This window comes from Rhodothermus marinus (genome assembly GCF_009936275.1).
Taxonomy (GTDB): domain Bacteria; phylum Bacteroidota; class Rhodothermia; order Rhodothermales; family Rhodothermaceae; genus Rhodothermus; species Rhodothermus marinus_A.
In genome coordinates, this window is record NZ_AP019797.1 from 2,798,694 (window position 1) to 2,819,335 (window position 20,642).

Here is a 20,642-nt window from a genome sequence, read left to right on the forward strand (position 1 = left end):
GAAATAGTCAAGCCGACCGCTGCATGAAACCCCTACTGCTTGCTCTGGAAACGGCCACGGACGTGTGCGGGGTGGCCCTGTTTGCGGGCGAAGCGCTCTGCTTCGAGGCCATCCTGCAGCGCGGACGTGTCCATTCCGAGCAGTTGGCTCCGCTGATTGCCAATGCCCTGGAGCGGTGCGCGCTGCAGGCTGCCGATCTGGACGCCGTGGCCGTCTCCATGGGGCCGGGCTCCTACACGGGCCTCCGCGTGGGCGTCAGCACGGCCAAAGGACTGGCCGAAGCGACCGGTGCCCGGCTGATCGGGGTACCCACGCTGGAGGCACTGGCTGCCTCGGTCACGCCCTACGCTGCGGCCGGCGACGTCGTCGTCCCGCTGCTGAACTCGCGCCGTACCGAGGTGTACACGGCCGCCTACCGGATCACGTCTGATGCCACGCTGGAGTTGCTGGCCGAACCCGCTGCGCTGGAAGCGGCCTCGGTGCCCGACTGGCTGCCACGGCCGGACGACGGCGGCCACCTCTGGCTGGTGGGCGAAGGCACGGCACGCGTGGCAGCGCACCTGACCGAGCCGCCCGCTTCGCTCCGGCTGCTCGATCCCCTGCAGCACAACCTGCGGGCCTTCTGGGTGGGGCGGCTCGGACTGGAACGCTACCGGTCCGGACGCTTCGAGGATGTGGCGAGCTTCGAGCCCTTCTACCTGAAGGATTTTGTGGCAAAGCCGCACCGCCGCGCGCCGGCCGCTTCCCTTTCCTCCTGAATTTTTGTATGCTACAGACCCTCCCCAACGAGTTTTGCAGCAACATGGCCTGGTTCAAGCGCAAGACGCAGGGCATTCTGACCTCCCGCGACGAGCAGATCGACGTTCCGGAAGGCCAGTGGGAAAAGTGTCCCGAGTGCTCCCACATCCTGCACCGGCGTGAGTTGGCCGAGCATGCCCGCGTGTGCCCGAAGTGCGGGCATCATTTTCCCATGACGAGCCTGGACTACTTCCGGCTCATCTTCGACGAAGGACGCTTCACGCTGCACGACCAGCACCTGACCTCGGCCGACCCGCTGGAGTTCGTCGATCGCAAGCCGTACACCGTGCGCCTCGAAGAAGCCCGGCGCCAGACCGGCCTCAACGAGGCGGCGCAACGGGCCACCGGCACGGTGGGCGGCCACCGCATCTCGGCGGCTGCGCTGGACTTCCGCTTCATCGGGGGCTCGATGGGTTCAGTCGTGGGCGAGGTTGTCGCCCGCGCCATCAAGACGGCCTACACCGAACGGATCCCGCTCCTGATCATCTCCCAGAGCGGCGGCGCCCGCATGATGGAAGGCATCCTCAGCCTGATGCAGATGGCCAAGACGGCCGCGCTGCTCACCCGGCTCGATGAAGCACGGCTTCCTTATATCTCTCTGATGACAAACCCCACCACGGGCGGCGTGACGGCTTCGTTCGCCATGCTGGGCGACATCAACCTGGCCGAGCCCGGCGCTCTGATCGGCTTTGCCGGCCCGCGCGTCATCCGTCAGGCGGTGGGCCAGGACCTGCCGCCCGGCTTCCAGAGCGCCGAGTTTCTGCGGGAGCACGGCTTTCTGGACGACATCGTGGATCGTCGCCAGCTCCGGCGCTACCTGATTCACCTGCTGGATTTGCTGCTGGAATCCGGCGCCCCCTTGCCCGAAACCCCGTCGTCGTCGTAGCTTTACCTGTGGTCTGCTTTTTGATTGCCAGCATGCACGCAAGCCCAACCCGCTGGAGTCGTATCGCGCGAGCGCTACCACATCGAAGCATCCTTCCATAACCGGCCTGTGCCCTTCCCCGCGGGGAAGGCAAGGTGGGCGAACGTCCGGAAAGAACGCACCCAGTCCGGTTGGTCATGAGCGAAGCGCTGCGTGCCGGGAAATTCTGGAGCGGGTTGGTACTGTTGCTGGTGGGTGGGTTGCTGCTGCCCGGACTGCACACGCCGACCGGCACCTGGGCGCTGCATGCCCAGACGCTGCCCGATAGCCTGCAGGCCGACTCGTCCCGCATCGACACGCTGCACACGCCGCGCGCCGACCGCCTGCTGCCGCGCCGCACACGCGATCTCCCTTACGCTCGACTCTGGCCACGCACCGCTTCGCTGACGGCACTACGTCCGAGCACCTGGAAGCGTGAGGTCACGCTCGACTCGACCCGTCTGGTCTATCACATCCACGAGCGCCTCGGCCAGACCGACGTGCGCGTGCCCGTCACACTCGACTTCGAGCACTATCGACAACTACGGCTGCGCCAGGCGCTGCGCCAGAACTGGGGCACCGTCCAGACCCAGCGGCAACGCCAGGCCAGCCAGCGGCGCCGGGGCGGTCTGGGCGTGAGCATCGCGCTGCCCGGTGGCCGACAGAGCGCCTTCACCACGATCTTCGGCCGCCCCGAGGTGGACCTGCGCGTCAACGGCCAGGCCAACATCAATGCCGGCTTCAACTACCGCAAAAGCGACCAGCAGGTGGCCTTTTCTGGCCGCGCCGCCCAGCTCGACCCGGACTTCAAGCAGGACCTGCGACTGGGCATCACCGGCACCATCGGCGACAAACTCCGCGTCAACGTCAACTGGGACACGAACAACCAGTTCGACTACCAGAACCAGCTTCGCCTTGAGTACACCGGCTACGAAGACGAGATCATCCAGCGCATCGAGGCCGGCAACGTCATGCTGCAGACCCCCTCCCAGCTCATCCGGGGCGGCCAGAGCCTGTTCGGCATCAAGGCACAATTCCAGCTCGGCGGCCTGCAGCTGACCACCGTGGCCAGCCAGCAGGAAGGTCAGTCCAACTCGCTGACGATCAGCGGCGGCGCGCAGACCACCACGTTCGACCTGCAGCCCACCGACTACGACGACGGCCGCCACTTTTTCCTGGCCTACTACTTCCGCAACCGCTGGGAGGACGCACTCTCCGATCCCCCAAACATCCGCGTGGCCAACGGCTTCGAGCGCATCACCGAGATCGAGGTCTGGAAGCTGGTCTATCCGGTGCGCGACGACGAGAACGTGCGCCAGGTGGTGGCCATCGTCGATCTGGGCGAGCCCGAGGAGTTGCTGACGCTGGCCGATGCCTACACGCGCGACGATGCCGGCGCTCTGCCTGACAACCGCAACGACCGCTACGACGACACGCCCGGCGGCGAAGTCGATACCTACCTGCGCAACGGCCAGGCCAACGCGGCGGCCTACCTGAAGGACCAGCGCGGCCTGAGCGAAGACGACTTCCAGATCGGCCGCTTCAAACGCCTGGAGCCCGGCCGCGACTACACCTACGACGAAGTGCTCGGCTACATCTCGCTCACGCAACGCCTGCAGGAAAACGAGGCGCTGGCCGTCGCCTTCCGCTACCGGGCGGGCGGCCGCATCTATCAGGTGGGCGACTTCTCGTCGGAGACGGGCGGCGCCGGCGGCGGCCAGGACGAAGACCGCCTCGTGCTCAAGCTGCTACGGCCGAGCCAGCTTCGCCAGCCTTCGCCCACCACCGGCTACAACCCGGCCGTCTGGTACCTGGAGCTGCGCAACCTCTACCGCCTGCCCGGTCGCGGCATCAACCCCGAGGATTTCGAACTGGAGATCTACTACCAGCCGCCCGGCAAGACCGCCCAGAAGTTCCTGACCGAGCTGGGCGCTCAGCGCACGCTGCTGCAACTGCTCGGCCTGGACCGCCTCAACCAGGATCAGGCGCCCGTGCCCGACAACCGGTTCGACTTTCTGACCAGCATCACGATCGACCCCGGCGAGGGCCTGCTCATCTTCCCCTTCCTGGAGCCCTTCGGTAAGCGCCTCGAACAGCTCATCGAAGCCACCGAGCTGCCCGACGATCAGAAAGCGGCCCTCGAAGACCGCTACGTCTTCCGCGATCTCTACACCCAGAAAAAGGAAAACGCCCGCCGCAACACGCAGCACAACGTCTATCGCATCCAGGGCTCCTACAAGAGCGCCGTGCAGGACTTCTACGACCTGCAGGCCTACGCCGGACTGGTCGAAGGCTCCGTGCGCGTCACCTCGGGCGGCACCCCGCTGCAGGAAGGCGTCGACTTCGTCGTCGATTACCAGAGCGGCACGGTGCGTATCATCAACCCGGCCTACCTCACACCCGGCCGGGAAATTCAGATCTCCTACGAACAGAACGCGCTGTTCAATCTGCAGAAAAAGACGCTGCTGGGCCTGCGGGCCGACTACACGCTGGGCGAAAACCTGGCGCTGGGCGCCACCATGATGCGCCTGAGCCAGAAATCGCCCGTCGACAAGTTCCGCCTGGGCGAAGAGCCCATCAGTAACATGATCTGGGGTGTCGACGGCTCGTTTACGGCCCAGCCGCGCTGGCTCACGTATGCACTCGACGCGCTGCCCCTGATCCAGACCAAAGAGCCCAGCGAGGTGTCTTTTTCCGGCGAGTTCGCTCAGCTCCGGCCCGGTCACGGCGAGACGCTGGCCTTCGAGCGCACGCGCCGCGAGCTGCGCGACAACAACCGCGACTTCCCGGCCGACGAGCTGAAGGGCATCTCCTACATCGACGACTTCGAGGGCTTCGAAACCACCTTCTCGCTCAAGCAGCCCGGAAGCTGGCGACTGGCCTCGCCCCCCGATTCGATCGCCCGCTACCCGGCCGGCTTTGTCGGAAGCCTGTACGACTCGCTGCGCACCACCTGGCGCGGCGTCTTCGCCTGGTATCAGCTCAGCGAGGTGCTGGTGGCCGACCTGGCCCGCCGCGCGCCGGTCTACGACCCGGAGGCCGTCCGTCCCGTGCTCATCACCGACGTCTTCCCCAACCGGGACGTCCGCGGCGAGCTGAACCAGACGCTGCCCACGCTCGACGTGTACTTCAACCCCTACCGCCGCGGCCCCTACAACTACACGACCGAGCTGGAAGACTTCCTCAGCCATCCCGAGGAGGTCTGGGGCGGCATGATGCAACGCCTGCCCGAAGGCTACACGGATTTCAATCTCAAAAACATCGAGTTTATCGAATTCATCTTCCGCCCCTTCCCCGAAAACCCCGAGCGCGACGCCGGCCCCGATGCTAAACTGTACATCGATCTGGGCTCCATCTCCGAGGATGTGATTCCCAACGGCAAGCTCAATGCGGAGGACGGCCTGTCGATGACCGATCCGACTTCCGGCTTCCGGGGCGACCAGTGGAGCCGCTATCCGACCAGCATCCAGAACAACTCGGTGGACCTGGACCTGAGCCTGCGCCGCACCGAAGACCTGGGCCTCGACGGACTCGCCTCCTATGATCCTTCGGCCTATCCGGAGATCTACACGGAGGCCTTCCACTTCCGGCGCTTCCTCGAAGCCCTCGATCCCAACAACCCGGATCCCCGTTACCGGGCCGAACGTGCCCGCGCGCTACGCGACCCCTCCGGCGACGACTATCAGAGCTTCGACAACGAAGCCTTCTTTAGCGACCCGGAGCTGTTCCCGCCCGAACTCTACCCGAACGGCGTCCCGCTCCAGGAGCGCTTTGCCCACTACTTCCCCGGCCTGGAGCTGAACGCCTACGAAACCCAGAATCAGCTCGCCACGAACGCCTCCGTACGGCGCGGCAACTCCCGCATCCCCGACACCGAAGACCTGAACTTCAACGCTTCGATAGATACGGACAACAGCTACTTCGAGTACGAAATACCGCTCAGCAAAGCCGTGCTCGACTCGCTGGCCCGGCCGGACCGCGAGGACGACTACATCGTCGGCGCTATCACCAACAGCAAGGGTGAGACCTGGTATCAGGTGCGCATCCCGGTGCGCAACTACACGCGCCGCGTGGGAAATATTCAGGATTTCTCGCTGATCGAGTCGATCCGGGTATGGACCACGGGCCACCGCGTGCCCATCACGCTGCGCTTCGCCACGTTCGAACTGGTGGGTAGCCAGTGGCGCAAGGCCGAAGAGGTGGCCGTCGAGGAGCAGACGCCCTCGGACACGCTCTTCACGAACACGCGCGTCAGCATTTCCAGCGTCAACAACGAAGAAAATCCCGACATCTACCGCACGCCCAACGGGGCCATCATCAGCCAGGTGCGGACGGCCAGCGGCGTCGTGCGCAATGCCCGCGAACAGGCCCTGGTGCTGCGCGTCGAGAACCTCTTCCCCGGCCACCAGCGCGGCATCTACAAGACCTTCACCCAGGGGCTGGATCTGCTCAAGTACTCGAACCTGCGCATGTTCGTCCACCTGCACGGCCGCCTGGGCGACGGCACGCCGCTCGAAGCACTGGCCCAGCAGGACCCCGAAGCCGCCCGTCAGAAGGTGCGGCTCTTCGTGCGGCTGGGCTCGAACGCCAGCGGCGACTACTACGAGTACGAACAGCCGCTCATGCCCAGTTCGGTCACCTCGGGCAACAGCGACGAGCTGTGGCAGACCTTCCAGCGCTGGGGCGACCGGGTCATCGACCTGAACTCGGTCAACATCCTGCTGGGCGCGCTCAACGAGCTGAAAATCGCCCGCGATGCGGCAGGCTTCCCGGCCGACAGTGTCTTCTGGAACGAAATTGACGGACGCCCCACGGCCCCGGGCGTGCCCGACGCGGATGAATTCGCGCCGCCGGGCACGCGCCTGGCCGTCAAGGGCAACCCTTCGCTGGGGCGGATCACGATGATCATCGTCGGCGTGCGCAATCCGGCACCGCCGGGTAGTGCCGACCCGCGCGACCGGCTCGAAGAGGTGGTGGTCTGGCTCAACGAACTGCGCGTCTCGGGCTACGACGAGAAGAACGGCTACGCGGCTGTGGCCAACGTGAACCTGAAGCTGGCCGATCTGGGCCGCGTCCGGGCCAACTTCCGCATGCAGACCGACGGCTTCGGCTCGCTTTCGAGCACGCTGGGCGAGCGCGAACAGACGAACCAGCAGAGCTGGAGCATCGCCACCGACTTCAACCTGGACCGTCTGCTCCCCCGTCGCTACGGCTGGTCGATCCCCTTCTCGCTGCAACTGCAGTCCAGTACCTCCACGCCCCGCTTCGACCCGGCCCGCGGCGACGTGCGCGTCGAGGAAGTGCTCAACCAGATCGAACGGGATACCACGCTCTCTCGCCGCGAGCGGGAGCTGCAACGTCAGGACGTCATCGAGCGTGTGCAGACGCATTCGTTCACGCGCTCCTACAGCTTCCGCATCCAGAAGCAGGGCTCCCGCTCCTGGCTGATGCGCACGCTGGTGGACGGGCTCAGCTTCAGCTATGCCTTTGCCGAAACCCAGGCCCGGAGCCCCACCCTGCGCTTTCAGAATTCCTGGCGCTGGAATACCGCGCTGAGCTATCGGCTGAACATCCGGCGTCCGCGCACGGTGCGGCCGTTCTGGTTCCTCGACGACCTGCCGCTTGTGGGGCTGCTGGGCGACCTGCGCTTCAACTACCTGCCCCAGAGCCTCTCCTGGTCCGGCAATGCCAGCCGCAACTTCTCGGGGAGCCAGGACCGTCCGACCGTCCTGCCCGGCCAGGGCAATCCCGAGCTTCCGGACCTGGTCGCCAACCCGATTCGCGAGCAGCACAGCCTGGCCCACAGCCGCACCTTCAGCCTGCAGTACAACCCCTTCACCTTCCTGAACCTGAGCTTCGACACGAACACCCGGCAGAGCCTCAACGCGATCAGCGTCGACACGGTCTACCAGGTCGTTCTGCCCGACACGGTGCTGCGCGGGCTGACGATAGCCGAGGCGCTGGCCCGGGGGCTTGTGGACTCGGCGGACGTCGGCGTGCGGGCTTTCGAGCAGTACCGACTGCACCCGGTGCCCGTCCGGCGCGTCATGCAGCGCATCCTGGACGGCGCCGAGGGCCTGCGCACCGACAACTACCAGCAGCGCTTTACGGCCGTGCTGCGTCCCAACCTGCGCACGCGCTGGATGCAACTACAGGACCTCAACTACACGGCCCAATTCAGCTGGCAGAACGGCTCCATCCAGCGCAACACGGGCGCCAGCGTGTCGAACCAGGCCAGTCTGAGCAGCGGCCTGACGCTTCGTCCTCGCGAACTGTGGCGAAAATTCGCCTTCTACCGCAAGCTGGAAGAGCAGGAGCGCCAGTCCGGTCAACGCCGCCGCCAGCCCCGCACCGAAGAAGAGGAAGACAAGCCGAAGCCGCTGATCCGACCGCCCAATCCAATCGTGCTGCTGCGGCGGCTCTTTCTGGCCGTCACCGGTATCGAAAACCTGCAGATCACCGGCCGCGCCAACTGGAGCAGCGCTTCGAGCAACGTCGGGCGCGGTCCGATCGACAGCGTGCAGGTGGCCTATAGCCTGCTCGACGCGCTGCGCGGACGGGGGCCGTCGGTGGGCTACCGCTTCGGCCTGGACCGCCGCGTCGATCTCGCCAACCGCGTGCTGGATCCCAGCCTCCAGGTATCCGACGCACTCAACAACGATTACGAGCTGCGCGCTTCTACCACCCTGCAGCTCAGTCCGAACCTGCAGGTGTCGCTCAACTGGAGTGTCAACTGGAACAAGCGGACCGACTATTCCTATCGGCCGGTGGAAGGGGGCGGCGTCGATACCACGATGACCGAACGCGGCACCAGTCGGGCCTCGATCTGGGCCTTCGGTGCTTCGTATCTGGAGCTGTTCCGCCGCCAGCTCGATACCTACCGCCGGGACCTCAGCCGGGCTACCGATCCGTCCGAAATCGGCGACGAAAACGGCGACGGACGCGTGGCGCTGACCAATGCCTCGGTGGTGGCCGACTTCCGGCGCGCCTTCATGCACACGCCCGGCCTGCTGGGCACCCATACGCCCATTCCCCTGCCCGGCTGGCAACTCACCTACTCGGGACTGTCGAACTGGCCGCTCTTCCGGCGCCTGGCCCAGAGCGTCACGATCCGCCACGGTTACAGCGCCGACTACAGCGCCGACTACCGCACCAACCTGAATGCGCTGACCGACGACCCGGAAGCCGCCTTCGGCACGTTTGCGCTGGGCGGCCGCCGCATCCGCTACCGCTTCTCCCGCTACGAGGTGAGCGCCGTCCGCATCAATGAGCGCTACCAGCCATTGATCGGGCTCGACATCACCTGGAAAAACCGCCTGCAGACGAACCTGGCCTGGTCGAAAAGCCGCTCCTACTCGCTTTCAACCAACAACGAAGTGAACGCAAGCGCCACTGGCGAGCTGGCCTTTACGCTCAGCTACCAGGTGCAGGGCCTGCGCATTCCGTTCCTGCCCATCAAGCGCCTGAACAACCGCGTCGGCATCAGCCTGAACATCGCCCGCTCGTCCACCGAGGAGCGGCGCTTTTCGCTTTTCCGGGCCATGCAGGCCGCCGCCGACGATCCGGACGCATTCGATCCGAAAGACGCCCTGAGCCCGGACTTCGCGCCCATCCTCACTTCGTGGACACGCACCACGATTGCGCCCCAGATCTCCTATCAGTTCAGCAACCGCGTCTCGGCCAGCTTCCAGTTGCGCTACGAGCGCTTCGAAAGCGCCGACAGCCGCGTGCCTTCGTCCACGACCATGCAGGGCGGGTTCAACATTCGCGTGAGCATCTCGAACTGAGGGCACGTCGGCCGCCGCCCGGCGTAAAAGGCCGCGCAAACCTTCGAAGTACTGCCATGGCCGAACCGGTTGTCGTGTGTCATCTGGGGCGCGTGGCCTATAAGCCCACCTGGGACCTGCAGAAGCTTCTGCAGGCCCGGCTGGTGGCGGCCAAGCGCCAGGAGCCCCCGCAGCGTATCCCGCATGTGTTTCTGCTGGTCGAGCACCCGCCCGTCTATACGCTGGGCAAAAACGGCCGTCTGGACCACCTCCTGCTAACCGAAGAAGCGCTGCGTGCCCGCGGCGCCGAGTTTTTCCACATCGACCGGGGCGGCGACATCACCTTCCACGGTCCCGGCCAGCTCGTGGGCTATCCCATCCTGGACCTGGACCGCTTTTTCACCGACATTCATCGCTACCTGCGCGAACTGGAAGAGACGATCATCCGCACCTGTGCGGACTACGGCCTGCAGGCCGGACGTGTGGCCGGCCGCACCGGCGTATGGATCGGACCGGACGCCCGGGGTCCCGAGCGAAAGATCTGCGCCATGGGCATCCGCTGCAGCCGCTGGGTGACGATGCACGGATTCGCATTCAACCTGAACACCGATCTGCGCTATTTCTCCTACATCGTGCCCTGCGGCATTGCGGATCGGGGCGTGACGTCGCTGGCCGCCGAACTGGGCCGCCCCGTCGATGAGGCCGAGGTGCGCGCGCGTCTGCTCCGCCACTTTGCCGAACGCTTCGAGGCGGCGCTGACCATCCACGAGGGCGACGAAGCGTTTGCGTTTCTGGAAGATTATCTCGAAAAAGAAAACATTGCCGCTTGGGTTAAAGCGGACGCCGTCGTATCATAGGAAACGGAACCGAAACCGGCCGTTTCGGTTGTCTGTGCATCGCTTCGTCAACCTGCAAGGCTGGCCATGGCTGCTTTTGATCTCGATCACTTCACGCGCCAGTTGATCGCCGAAGCCCTCTTCTACGACGAGGAGTACGGCGCGCTGGGCAACCTCAGCCTGGTCGATCCGCGCGAGGGGAAAGAGCGATTTATCGCCTCCTACGTGCCGGAGGAAGGACATTTCACGATTGAGGAGGCGACGGCGTGGGAGCCGGGCGAGGTCGATGAGGAGGTGGGCTACGCGCTGGCGGTCGATTCTCGCGAGTACGGCATCTACGACACGCCCGAGGCGGCGGCCGAGGCGTTGCTGGCGCTGGCCCGTGAGCACGACCTGCTCCCGAGCATCACGCTCCTTTTCGAGGAGGACGAGGTGAGCTAAGGCCGTAGTGCCTGCCAGAGGCTCCAGGCCAGCACGCCCCACCCCAGGATGAAGGCCGTGCCGCCCAGCGGGGCCACGGCGCCCAGCCACGGCGTGTCGGTGAGCACCAGCACGTAGAGGCTGCCGGAAAAGAGCACGATCCCGGCCAGGAAGCACCATCCGGCCACGGTCAGCCCCGGCACGTTCAGCCGATATACCAACCAGCCGGTCACTAACAGGGCCAGTGCGTGATACATCTGGTAGCGCACGCCCGTCTCGAACGTCTGCAGCCGCTCGGGGCTGACGCGCGGCGCCAGCCCGTGTGCGGCAAACGCCCCCAGGGCCACCGCCAGGCCGGCCAGCATGGCACCCAGCACCAGAAACGTACGGGCCATCGTCGCTGCTCTGGTTGGTTGCGGGTTGCTCCGGCTACGTCGGCACCCGACGGGCGTTTCGGGTTCGGCTATTCTTCAGGAACGCGAATCTCGAATGTAAAGACACGGCCGTTGAGCTTCAGCGTGTAGCTGCCGGGCGCCAGACTGTCGGCCAGCATCAGGTAGAAGCGAAAAGGCCGTACCACCGGCCGGCAACGCCTGCGCTGTGGTCGGCGCATCCAGAGCTGGACGTGAAGCAGATGGCCCGTCCGTTCCTGCGCGACGCTGTCCAGCTCCGAACAGGCATCGGGAAGATTGCCTTTGATCAGCAATTCGACGGGCACCGCCTGCACTGTCGGCGACAGATCCGGTCGAAAAGGCCCCGGGCGGACGTGGACGGTATCGATCGGGGCCGGATAGTGCCAGTAGCTCCGGGTTGAATCCGGAGGAGCCAGCGAAAGCGTCACCCGACCGTCCGGGGCCTGTCCCGTGTAGCGGTGCCCGAACCGGTCGTCCGGAGCCAACAGGCGGGGGCCGGTGCAGGCGCTCCAGAGCGCCAGGATCAGCAGTCCGTGCCCCCACCGCACCCGCACGTTCGCCAGGGATTAGCCTGCTGCTGTGGCTACCGGCTCCTGCAGGAGCTGCACGTCGGCGCCGGAGCGATCTTCGGCGACCTGCTCCTGCGGCGCGTCGCCCCAGAGCCGCTCCAGCGCATAGAACGCCCGCTTCTCGGGCGTGAAGATGTGCACCACCACATCGACATAATCGAGCACAACCCACTGCAGGTGCTCCCGTCCCTCCACGTGCCAGGGACGTTCCTGACAGTGCTGCTCGATCCGTTCTTCAATCGCTTCGGCAATCGCGCGAATCTGCAGGTCCGACTGTCCGGTGCAGAGCACGAAATAATCGGCCACGCCACTGACCTGGCGCATGTCCATCACCACCAGGTCCTGCGCCTTTTTGTCCAGCGCGGCATCGACGGCGTGCCGCGCCAGCACCCGCGACGGGTAGTGCACGCGATGCCGACGATCCGACTGCATCCCTTTGGTCTGAAGCTTCGTCATTCCTCCTCGTTTTCGTTCGACTTACTCTCGAAACGGTGCCAGTTGTGCATAATCTTTCCCAATTATGACGGAGGCATCCAGAAAGAGATCCGGCTGAATCTGCTGACGCACCCGTTTCTCGGGAATGCCCAGCACGGCGGCCACTTTGCGGGCGGCCTCCAGATCACCCACCCGATCGATCACCAGCGAGTGAGGCACGTCGAAAGACGTGTAGTCGCCCATTTCCACGACATCAAAGCCATGCGCCCGCAGATAGCGCGTCGTGCGCGCCGCTACACCGTCCACCCCGCACCCGTTGCGCACCTCGAGCTGGATGATGTCGCCCACCAGATGGGCCGGATTGGCTTCCCGGACCGGATCGACACGTGGCGCCAGCAGGCGCACGCCCAGCGCGTACAGCAGCACCCCGACGCTCCCGACCAGAAGAATGAGCAGCAGATTTTCGAGCCTTCTGGAACGCCTCTTTTCCCCGCGCCTCGTCTTTTTCGTCATAGCGCACGGTCAGCAGGTGCGCGCGTCGCCCTCAGTGGTCGTTCCAGAACAGGGCCCGCTCTGAACTCCGAAACGGATAATAGCCATACGGCGCCATGAAGTAGCCGTACGGACTCTGCCGCACGGTGAACTGGAACAGCATGTTCTCGCGCGGCCGGTAGGCAATTTCGGCATTGCGCAGGAAGATCTGCGGGCGTCGGTTCAGGCCCAGACTACCACCAAATGGCGAATGCGCCACGCCAATATCTACCCGCGCCGCCAGCTTGTCGCTGAACTGCCAGAGCATCGAGTTCGTGTAGACGCCCAGCGAGTAGCTGTAGCCGCCGATGGTGCCCATGCTCATCTCGTAGGAGTGCTGCATGCGGAAATGCTCCGGGCTGAACAGATCGCTCAGCGAAAAGCCGGTGCCCGGATTGTAAAGCCGTATCGGCGCGCGCTGCACGGCCGAAGAAACATCGGCGCGAAGCTGCGCCTGCGCCGGGGCGGTCACGCCCAGCAGCACCACCAGGCCGATCAGCAGGAAGGTCTTACGCATGGCTTTTTCTGCGGTTAGGAGCGTCGTGCTTATAGTGTACATGATCCGGCCGTCATTGTCAAGAACGGTGTTTACGGTCAATTGTTGCCCGGATGGAAACCTTTCGCGCGCTGTTGCATGCCTTTCAGCCCTGAACGTGTTTGTAGCCGATCGATCCGTGATCACGCAGGCTCGCGTCATTCTCGGCATCGAAACGTCGTGCGACGACACGGCCGCGGCCGTGGTCGTCAAGGGTAAGCTGCGCTCGAACGTGGTTGCTTCCCAGCAGCGCACGCACCTGCGCTACGGCGGCGTAGTGCCCGAACTGGCCTCGCGTGACCACCAGCGACGCATCGTTCCGGTCGTGCGCCAGGCGCTGCAGGAAGCCGGCCTGACGCCCCGCGACCTGGACGCCATCGCCGTCACCTATGGCCCGGGACTGGTCGGCTCGCTGCTGGTGGGCCTGAGCTTTGCCAAAGCCTTTGCGCTGGGACTGGGGCGTCCGCTCATCGGGGTCAACCACCTGGAAGGCCACATCTACTCGGTCTTCATCGAGCCGCCTTCGCCGCCGTTTCCCTACCTGTGCCTGATCGTCTCCGGCGGGCACACCCAGCTCATGCGCGTCGATGAAGGCTTCCGCCACACCCTGCTGGGACGCACGCGCGACGACGCGGCCGGCGAGGCCTTCGACAAGGTCGCCCGCCTGCTGGGACTGGGCTATCCGGGTGGACCGGAAATCGACCGGTTGGCCCGCCAGGGCGATCCGAACTTTGTGGCCTTCCCACGCCCGCGCCTGGAAGGCTACGACTTCTCGTTCAGTGGTCTGAAAACGGCCGTGCGCTACTACCTCGATCAGTTCCCGGAGGCCGAGCGGGCCCGTCTGCTCGCGCAGCATCGCGCCGATCTCTGCGCCGCGTTTCAGCAGGCCGTTGTCGATGTATTGATCGACGCCCTGCGGCGGGCCATTCAGGATACCGGTCTCCGGCACGTGGCCATCGTGGGCGGCGTCTCGGCCAACTCGGCGTTGCGTGCTGCCGCCCAGGCGCTGGCCGAGGAGCTGGACGTCCGGTTGTATATTCCACCGCTGGCCTACTGCATGGACAACGCGGCCATGATCGCCATCACCGGTTACTTCAAGGCATGCGCCGGGCTCGAAAGCCCGCTGACGCTGGCGGCCGTCCCGGCGCTGACCGTCTGAAACCTGGTTTCTTTCGATCGCCTATGTCGCTCGAACAGCTCCACAGCGCCATCGACCACGCCCAGAACCACCGTCCGGAGCTGCCGGAGTCGCCCACCGAGGCGGACATGATCCCCTGGCGTCGTCGCATCGACGAGATCGACCGGGCGATCCTACGCCTGCTCAACGAACGCGCCCGCTGCGCCAACATCATCGGCTACATCAAGAAGAAGCTGGGCCTGCCCGTCTACGTGCCCGAGCGCGAAGAGGAGGTGCTGCGCAACGTGCTGGCGGCCAACGAAGGGCCGCTCTCCAACGAAGCCGTCCGCCGTCTGTTCGAGCGCGTGATCGACGAAACGCGCGCGCTGGAACGCCAGAAATACCAGGATCTCCCCCCGGAAGCTGAATGAAGCGCTGGATTGCTGGAGCCGTACTGGTCCTGTTGCTGCTGGCCGGTGGATTGGTCTGGATCGCGCTGGCGCCCAACACCCCGCCGTTCGAAGGCACGCGCGGCGTGAAGATCCCCCGGGCGGCGAGCTTCGAGCAGGTGGTGGATTCGCTGCAGGCGGCGGGCATCCTGCGCCATCGCGCCTCGTTCGTCTGGCTGGCCCGCCTGACCGGATGGCACCGCCAGATCAAAGCGGGCTACTACACGTTCGAGGCCGGCGCGTCCAACTACCACCTACTCAGTGTCCTGCGCCGGGGCCTGCAGACGCCCGTCCGGGTGACCATCCCGCCGGGCTCACGGGCCGAGGTGGTGGCGGCCGTCGTCTGCCGGACGCTCGCCTGCGTGCCCGACTCCCTGCTGGCCGCGCTGCGCGACAGCAGCCTGGCCGCCGAACTGGGAACCGACACGCTGCACCTCTTCGGGCGCCTGCTGCCCGACACCTACTTCTTCTACTGGCTCACCGACCCACGCACGGTGATCCGGCGCGTACATCAGCACTTCCTCGACTTCTTCACACCCGAACGGCGCGCCCGCGCCGACAGCCTGGGGCTGTCCATCGACGAAGTCGTCACGCTGGCCTCCATCGTCGAATGGGAAGCCGGACCGGAAGAGCGTCCCCGCATTGCGGGGGTCTACCTGAACCGCCTGCGCCGGGGCATGCCGCTGCAGGCCGACCCGACCGTACAGTACGCCGTTCTTCAACTGGAAGGCCAGAAGCGCCGCCTGCTCTTTGCCGACTACCAGATCGACCATCCCTACAACACGTATCGCTTTCGCGGCCTGCCACCCGGCCCGATCACCAATCCTTCCCCCGACGCCATCGACGCCGTGCTGCATGCCGAACGGCACGACTACCTGTACTTCGTGGCCGATGGCGAAGGCGGACACGTCTTCAGCCGCACCTTCCGGGAGCACGTGCGCGCGGCCAACCGCTACCGCCGCCTCATGGAACAGCGCCGACGCCAGGCCCGCGACACTACCGACGGCGGGGCGGACGGGTAGCCCGGGCACGCGGCGGCTGGAACGTGTAGGTCAGTCCGATCACGAATCGATTCCGCCGCACCTCTTCGCGCACATAGGGCGGCCGCTCCACGTCGCCGTAGGGCTGATAGTAGTCGTCGAACTGCTCCTGCGCCCAGCCGATGTTCAGCCGAAACGACTCGGCCAGTTGAATGGAAACGCCCAGCGAACCGAAAACGCGTCGGCGATCGGCCTCCGCCTCCCGGATTTCCGATTTATGGGGATCCGGAAAAACGGCCACACCACCGTAGAGCGTGGTACCGCCCATCTGGTAGGCCAGTCCCAGCCGGGTATTGACCACCGGCTCCATCGTGTCCCGCACCTGGCGGTTCAGGTCCTGGATGAAGCTGCGGTTGGTGGACGCATCGAAGCGCATCTGCGACCAGTCGACCAGCTCCAGGTCCAGTCCCACGTGGAGTTGCCGGGTCTGGTAGGCAACGCCCGCCCTAAGCCGCCAGGGCGTGCGGATTTCGTAGTCGAATGAGCCCGTGCCGGCATCGCCGGGCTGGCCGCCATACCGAAGCGAGCCGCCTTCGTCGAAGAAGGTCTCCAGTTCGGTACCGTAGTCTTCCTGCACGGAGAAAAAGACCGGCGTTTCCACGCCGACACCCAGCCGCCAGCTCGGCGAGAGCCGCGCCGACAGCCCTGCCCGCACGCTGAAGCCCTGCAGGTCCGACTCGAAATAATCCTGCGCAAGCAGGTAGTCAAATCCGTACAGAAATCCCCCTTCGACCGCTACGGCATACAGGTCCGGCGTGTTCTCGTTGCGGAAATCGTCCTCCTCGTACTGGCGCTCGAAGCGATAGGAGCCGGTGACGATCCCGACCGAAAGCCCCAGAAACAGGTCGGGGGCTGCTTCGATGGCTCCGCCGAAGCTCAGCTCATGCAACCCGCCCTCTTCGGTCACTTCGCCGGTCTGCCGAATGGTGGTTCCGGGCGCCACGGCCTGATAGAATGGATAGCGTCCGGCTTCATATTCCGAAGGCAGAAATTCGATCGCCCCGGCCTGATAGGCGATGAAGGGAATGTCGCTGTTGAACTGAAGCGCGCCGTCCGAAGTCACCGTGTATTCGTCCGGATACGGAAGGTAGGAGTCGGTGATCGAGTTGGCGTCGTTGTCGCCCTGGAAGTAGAGGCGGCGGGTGAAGTCGGCCACGCGGGCGTAGGCCATACCCAGTACGAGCGACCCGCGCACGGTGGGCACCTTGTAGACGGCCACCAGGTGATCCAGGTTGGTGGCGCGTAGCTCGCTTTCCCAGTCGAAGCGATTGCCGGGCACATGGTAGGTGGCCGCATCACGGGCATTCAGCCAGGTCAATCCGCCGGACACTTCCGAGGCCCGGTAGTAGCCCAGCCCGGCCGGATTGCTGAACAGCGCGCCATAGTCGGCCAGTCCGGCCGCGCTGGCGCCGCTCATGGCCGTCAGGCGTGCACCGACGCCCGGGAGTCGCTGCGAAAAACGCCAGGCGTCATCCACGGTCTGCGCATGGGCCTGCATTACCAGCAGCATCAGCAGGCAGAGTCCACTCGAAAGGGATCGAACGGCGTACTTCATGGTCCGCATTCATGCCTGGTGAAAGAGGTTACCCGATCGGCTGCGCCGCCTCCATGCGAAAGCCCGCGCCGGTCGGCCCTGACGCGGGCTCGGTTGCGAGAAGCCTTCCGCCATACGATTCAGGCGATCAGTGGCCGCCCCTGGAACTACCGCGTCCACCGCTGCTCCGGGCCGGCGCCCGGCTGCCGCTCGATGGACGGCTTCCGGAGGAACGGACGGCCGGAGCCGGACGCGGCGCCGGTGCCGACTGCACCCGCGGCGCAGGAGCACTGGAACGCGGCGGCGTGGTCTGCATCTGCGGCGCAGGCGGCGTCGCACGCACCGTCGTCCGGGAGCGTTCCGGCGCCGAGGTCCGCACCTGCGGCGGAGGGGGCGTCGGGCGAATCACCGTCGACGAACGCTCCGGTGCCGAGGTCTGGATGGCCGGCGCCCGGTAGGTGCGCCCCGCTTCCGGGCGGTACTGCAGCTCCTGTCGGTCGTCGTTGCCCCCACGCGGCCGCGTGCGCGTCGTGGAACGGGCGGGCTGGTCGCCCGAACGCGTGGCCGGGGCCCGCTCCGTCCGCGGCGTCGTGCCCTGCGTACTCGGCTGGCGCGTCACCGTGGGCCGCTGCGATTCAGGCCGCACCGCCGCACCGCGATCGCCGGAACGCGACGCTTCGCGCGTCACGGTCGAACGACTCCGCTCACCGGAGCGCGTTGCCTCGCGCGTCACAGTCGAGCGCCCGGTCGTCGTACGAGGCCGCTCGGAGCTGCGCACCTGCGTGTCGCGCGTGCGCGTTACCGTGCGGGCACGCGTCTGCGTTGCCTCCTGCGTGGTACGCCGCTCCACACCGGTCGACGAACTGCGCGGCGTCACCGCCGTGCTCCGCGTGGTGCGGACGACCGACCGCGTGCGCATGTCGTCGCGCTCGTAGCCGCTCCGCCCCACGGTGCGCGGGCTGCGACCGATCCAGGCGCTACGCCCCAGCGACGAACCCCGCGGCGCATAATTCCAGACGACGCGTCCCCGATAGGGCGCATAGAAATGGTAGTGATAGCCCGGGGCGTACGCCCACCAGTAGTAAGGGCTGTAGTAGTAATAGCCGAATCCGTAGAACCAGTAATGGCCGTGGTAAACCGGCGGCCAGTAGAAGAACGGATCGCCGAAGTAGAAGCTCAGCCGGAAGCGAAACGACGGTCCGTAGTAGAAGGGGTCACAGTAGAACGGATCGTAGTAAAACGGATCGAAGCAGTCGTAGTAGAAGAACGGATCGCCGTAGAAGCGGGCAAAATAGCGGCGGTAGTAATACGGCGAACGGTCGTAGTAGTAGTACTCCTTGATGACCGTGCTGTCGTCGTCGTAGCGTTCGACGATGACCCGATCCGGCTGCCGTTCGTAGGCTTCTTCTTCCTCGTAATAGACCCGCTCGGTGGCCGCCAGCTGCGTGTAGCAGCCCGTCAGTCCCAGCAGAAGCAGGCCGGCCAGCAGCAGGCTCCAGAAACTACCGCGGGCCGGTTCCGTTGTGTGAAGGCGTTGCAGCAGGCGGTTCATGGCTCGGGCCCGGTCTGGTTAACGGGGTGTTCACGGTGTTAACGTCGGGGCATTGCAAAAGGTTTGGCGGCTTGCCTGCAAGCACCCGCGCCCCTATATTCGCGGACGCTTTCCTGATAAAAAAAGAACCAAATTGCAGGCCGAAATCGACTTTTGCGGCGCTTGAAGCGTTAGAGAGCCGCCGACGGTTTGTCGTGTCCTGTTTTGCTTTCAACCGCTGTACAGTATGGCTGACGTCATCACACCGCGCTCGGTCGACTACGCCCAGTGGTACGTCGATGTCGTGCGGGCGGCCAAGCTGGCCGACTACTCGCCCGTGCGGGGCTGCATGATCATCCTTCCCAACGGCTATGCGCTCTGGGAGAACATGCGGGCCGTACTCGACCGCATGTTCAAAGAAACCGGCCACGAAAACGCCTATTTCCCGCTGTTCATCCCGCAATCGTTTCTGGCGAAAGAGGCCGAGCACGTCGAAGGCTTCGCCAAGGAGTGCGCCGTGGTGACGCACTCCCGGCTGAAGATCGACGAACAGGGTCAGCTCATTCCCGATCCGGAATCGAAGCTCGAAGAAAACCTGATCGTCCGTCCCACCAGCGAGACGATCATCTGGGACGCGTTCAGCCGCTGGATTCAGTCGTGGCGCGACCTGCCCATCCTGATCAACCAGTGGGCGAACGTGGTGCGCTGGGAAATGCGCACGCGGCTGTTCCTGCGCACCATGGAATTCCTCTGGCAGGAAGGTCACACGGCCCACGCCACCCGGGAGGAGGCCATCGAGGAGGCGCTGCGCATTCTGGACATCTACACGACGTTCGCCGAAGAGTACATGGCCATGCCGGTCATTCAGGGCGTCAAGACGCCCAGCGAGCGCTTTGCCGGTGCGGTCGATACTTATTGCATCGAGGCGCTCATGCAGGACGGCCGGGCGCTGCAGGCCGGCACCAGCCACTTCCTGGGCCAGAACTTCGCAAAAGCGTTCGACTGCAAGTTTCAGAACAAAAACAACGAACTCGAATACGTCTGGGCCACCTCGTGGGGCGTTTCGACGCGCCTGATCGGGGCGCTGGTCATGACGCATTCGGACGATCAGGGGCTGGTCCTGCCGCCGCGTCTGGCGCCCACCCAGGTGGTGATCATCCCCATCTTCCGCAACGACGTTGAAAAGTCGGCCGTACTGGAGCAGGCCGGGCGCATCGAGCGCGAGCTGAAAGATGCCGGCTTCACGGTCAAGCTCGACGCACGCGAGACGCACCGGCCCGGCTGGAAGTTCAACGAATACGAGGTGCAGGGCGTCCCGGTGCGCGTGGCCATCGGTCCCCGCGACGTCGAGCAGGGCACGGTCGAACTGGCCCGCCGCGACACACGCACCAAGGAGACGGTGCCACAGGAGGGCCTGGCCGAGCGCGTGCGCACGCTGCTCGAAGACATCCAGCAGAACCTGCTGGCGCGGGCCCGCGCCTTCCGCGACGAGATGACCACGCGCGTCGACACCTACGAGGAATTCAAGGAGGTGCTGGAAGAAAAGGGCGGCTTCATCCTGGCCCACTGGGACGGCACGCCGGAAACCGAAGCGCGCATCAAGGAAGAAACCAGGGCGACCATTCGCTGCATCCCGCTCGATCGCGATGCCGAAGCGCTCGGCACGCGCGAGGAAGGCCGCGACATGCTGACCGGCAAGCCGTCCAAACAGCGCGTGGTTTTTGCCAAGGCCTATTGAAATCGGGGCTCTGCCGTCGATAACTT

Annotated in this window: 16 protein-coding genes; 9 read left to right on the forward strand and 7 right to left on the reverse strand. The window is 65.3% G+C overall.

The genetic code is table 11. The annotated features are described in order from the left end of the window. The first annotated feature begins 23 nt into the window (after window positions 1-23). The 5 genes from tsaB to GYH26_RS12190 all read left to right on the forward strand — a co-directional run bounded on the left by tsaB (window position 24) and on the right by GYH26_RS12190 (window position 10,745). Entirely contained in the window at window positions 24-758 is a 735-nt protein-coding gene (gene tsaB / locus GYH26_RS12170; protein ID WP_161541882.1) for a tRNA (adenosine(37)-N6)-threonylcarbamoyltransferase complex dimerization subunit type 1 TsaB, read from the forward strand. A 44-nt stretch (window positions 759-802) separates the two neighbouring features. Then, the gene (gene accD, locus GYH26_RS12175) at window positions 803-1,684 is read left to right on the forward strand and encodes an acetyl-CoA carboxylase, carboxyltransferase subunit beta (RefSeq protein WP_161541883.1); all 882 of its coding nucleotides are present in this window, start codon (window positions 803-805) and stop codon (window positions 1,682-1,684) included. Between the two features lie 176 nt (window positions 1,685-1,860). Further along, window positions 1,861-9,489, forward strand: a complete 7,629-nt coding sequence (gene sprA, locus GYH26_RS12180) for a cell surface protein SprA (protein WP_161541884.1) — start codon at window positions 1,861-1,863, stop codon at window positions 9,487-9,489. A gap of 56 nt (window positions 9,490-9,545) precedes the next feature. Continuing rightward, a complete protein-coding gene (gene lipB / locus GYH26_RS12185; RefSeq protein WP_161541885.1) occupies window positions 9,546-10,325 on the forward strand; it encodes a lipoyl(octanoyl) transferase LipB in 780 nt (259 codons plus the stop codon). Between the two features lie 66 nt (window positions 10,326-10,391). Further along, complete coding sequence (locus tag GYH26_RS12190) at window positions 10,392-10,745, forward strand: hypothetical protein (RefSeq protein ID WP_012844749.1); 354 nt, start codon at window positions 10,392-10,394, stop codon at window positions 10,743-10,745. Here GYH26_RS12190 and GYH26_RS12195 read toward each other — a convergent pair. From GYH26_RS12195 to GYH26_RS12215, 5 genes are all read right to left on the reverse strand, one after another. Then, window positions 10,742-11,119 (reverse strand): DUF423 domain-containing protein, encoded by a 378-nt coding sequence (locus tag GYH26_RS12195; protein WP_161541886.1) that lies wholly within the window; start codon window positions 11,117-11,119, stop codon window positions 10,742-10,744. The genes GYH26_RS12190 and GYH26_RS12195 overlap by 4 nt on opposite strands. 68 nt (window positions 11,120-11,187) lie before the next feature. Then, the gene (locus GYH26_RS12200; protein ID WP_242006413.1) at window positions 11,188-11,691 is read right to left on the reverse strand and encodes a hypothetical protein; all 504 of its coding nucleotides are present in this window, start codon (window positions 11,689-11,691) and stop codon (window positions 11,188-11,190) included. A 12-nt stretch (window positions 11,692-11,703) separates the two neighbouring features. Next, the gene (gene rsfS, locus GYH26_RS12205; RefSeq protein WP_012844752.1) at window positions 11,704-12,162 is read right to left on the reverse strand and encodes a ribosome silencing factor; all 459 of its coding nucleotides are present in this window, start codon (window positions 12,160-12,162) and stop codon (window positions 11,704-11,706) included. A gap of 21 nt (window positions 12,163-12,183) precedes the next feature. Beyond that, window positions 12,184-12,654: a LytR C-terminal domain-containing protein gene (locus GYH26_RS12210; RefSeq protein WP_161541887.1), complete on the reverse strand. Its 471-nt coding sequence runs from the start codon at window positions 12,652-12,654 to the stop codon at window positions 12,184-12,186. A 31-nt stretch (window positions 12,655-12,685) separates the two neighbouring features. After that, a complete protein-coding gene (locus GYH26_RS12215; RefSeq protein ID WP_161541888.1) occupies window positions 12,686-13,189 on the reverse strand; it encodes a hypothetical protein in 504 nt (167 codons plus the stop codon). Window positions 13,190-13,346: 157 nt separating this feature from the next. Here GYH26_RS12215 and tsaD point away from each other — a divergent pair, with 157 nt between their 5' ends. The 3 genes from tsaD to mltG are packed head-to-tail and all read left to right on the forward strand — an operon-like array spanning window position 13,347 to window position 15,795. Then, on the forward strand, window positions 13,347-14,366 hold the full coding sequence (gene tsaD, locus GYH26_RS12220; RefSeq protein WP_161541889.1) for a tRNA (adenosine(37)-N6)-threonylcarbamoyltransferase complex transferase subunit TsaD: 1,020 nt from the start codon (window positions 13,347-13,349) through the stop codon (window positions 14,364-14,366). Between the two features lie 23 nt (window positions 14,367-14,389). After that, window positions 14,390-14,755 carry a chorismate mutase gene (pheA, locus tag GYH26_RS12225; protein WP_012844756.1) on the forward strand — a complete coding sequence of 122 codons (366 nt, stop codon included), beginning with the start codon at window positions 14,390-14,392 and terminating at the stop codon, window positions 14,753-14,755. Next, on the forward strand, window positions 14,752-15,795 hold the full coding sequence (gene mltG, locus GYH26_RS12230) for an endolytic transglycosylase MltG (RefSeq protein ID WP_161541890.1): 1,044 nt from the start codon (window positions 14,752-14,754) through the stop codon (window positions 15,793-15,795). The genes pheA and mltG overlap by 4 nt, the downstream gene beginning before the upstream one ends. On the opposite strand, the gene GYH26_RS12235 is transcribed toward mltG, so the two are convergent. Continuing rightward, complete coding sequence (locus GYH26_RS12235; RefSeq protein ID WP_242006414.1) at window positions 15,770-17,368, reverse strand: OmpP1/FadL family transporter; 1,599 nt, start codon at window positions 17,366-17,368, stop codon at window positions 15,770-15,772. The genes mltG and GYH26_RS12235 overlap by 26 nt on opposite strands. Window positions 17,369-17,495: 127 nt before the next feature. Next, window positions 17,496-18,899, reverse strand: a complete 1,404-nt coding sequence (locus tag GYH26_RS12240; RefSeq protein ID WP_161541892.1) for a hypothetical protein — start codon at window positions 18,897-18,899, stop codon at window positions 17,496-17,498. A gap of 226 nt (window positions 18,900-19,125) precedes the next feature. On the opposite strand from GYH26_RS12240, the gene proS reads away from it, so the two are divergent. Next, entirely contained in the window at window positions 19,126-20,616 is a 1,491-nt protein-coding gene (proS, locus tag GYH26_RS12245) for a proline--tRNA ligase (RefSeq protein WP_161541893.1), read from the forward strand. Window positions 20,617-20,642: the final 26 nt, after the last annotated feature.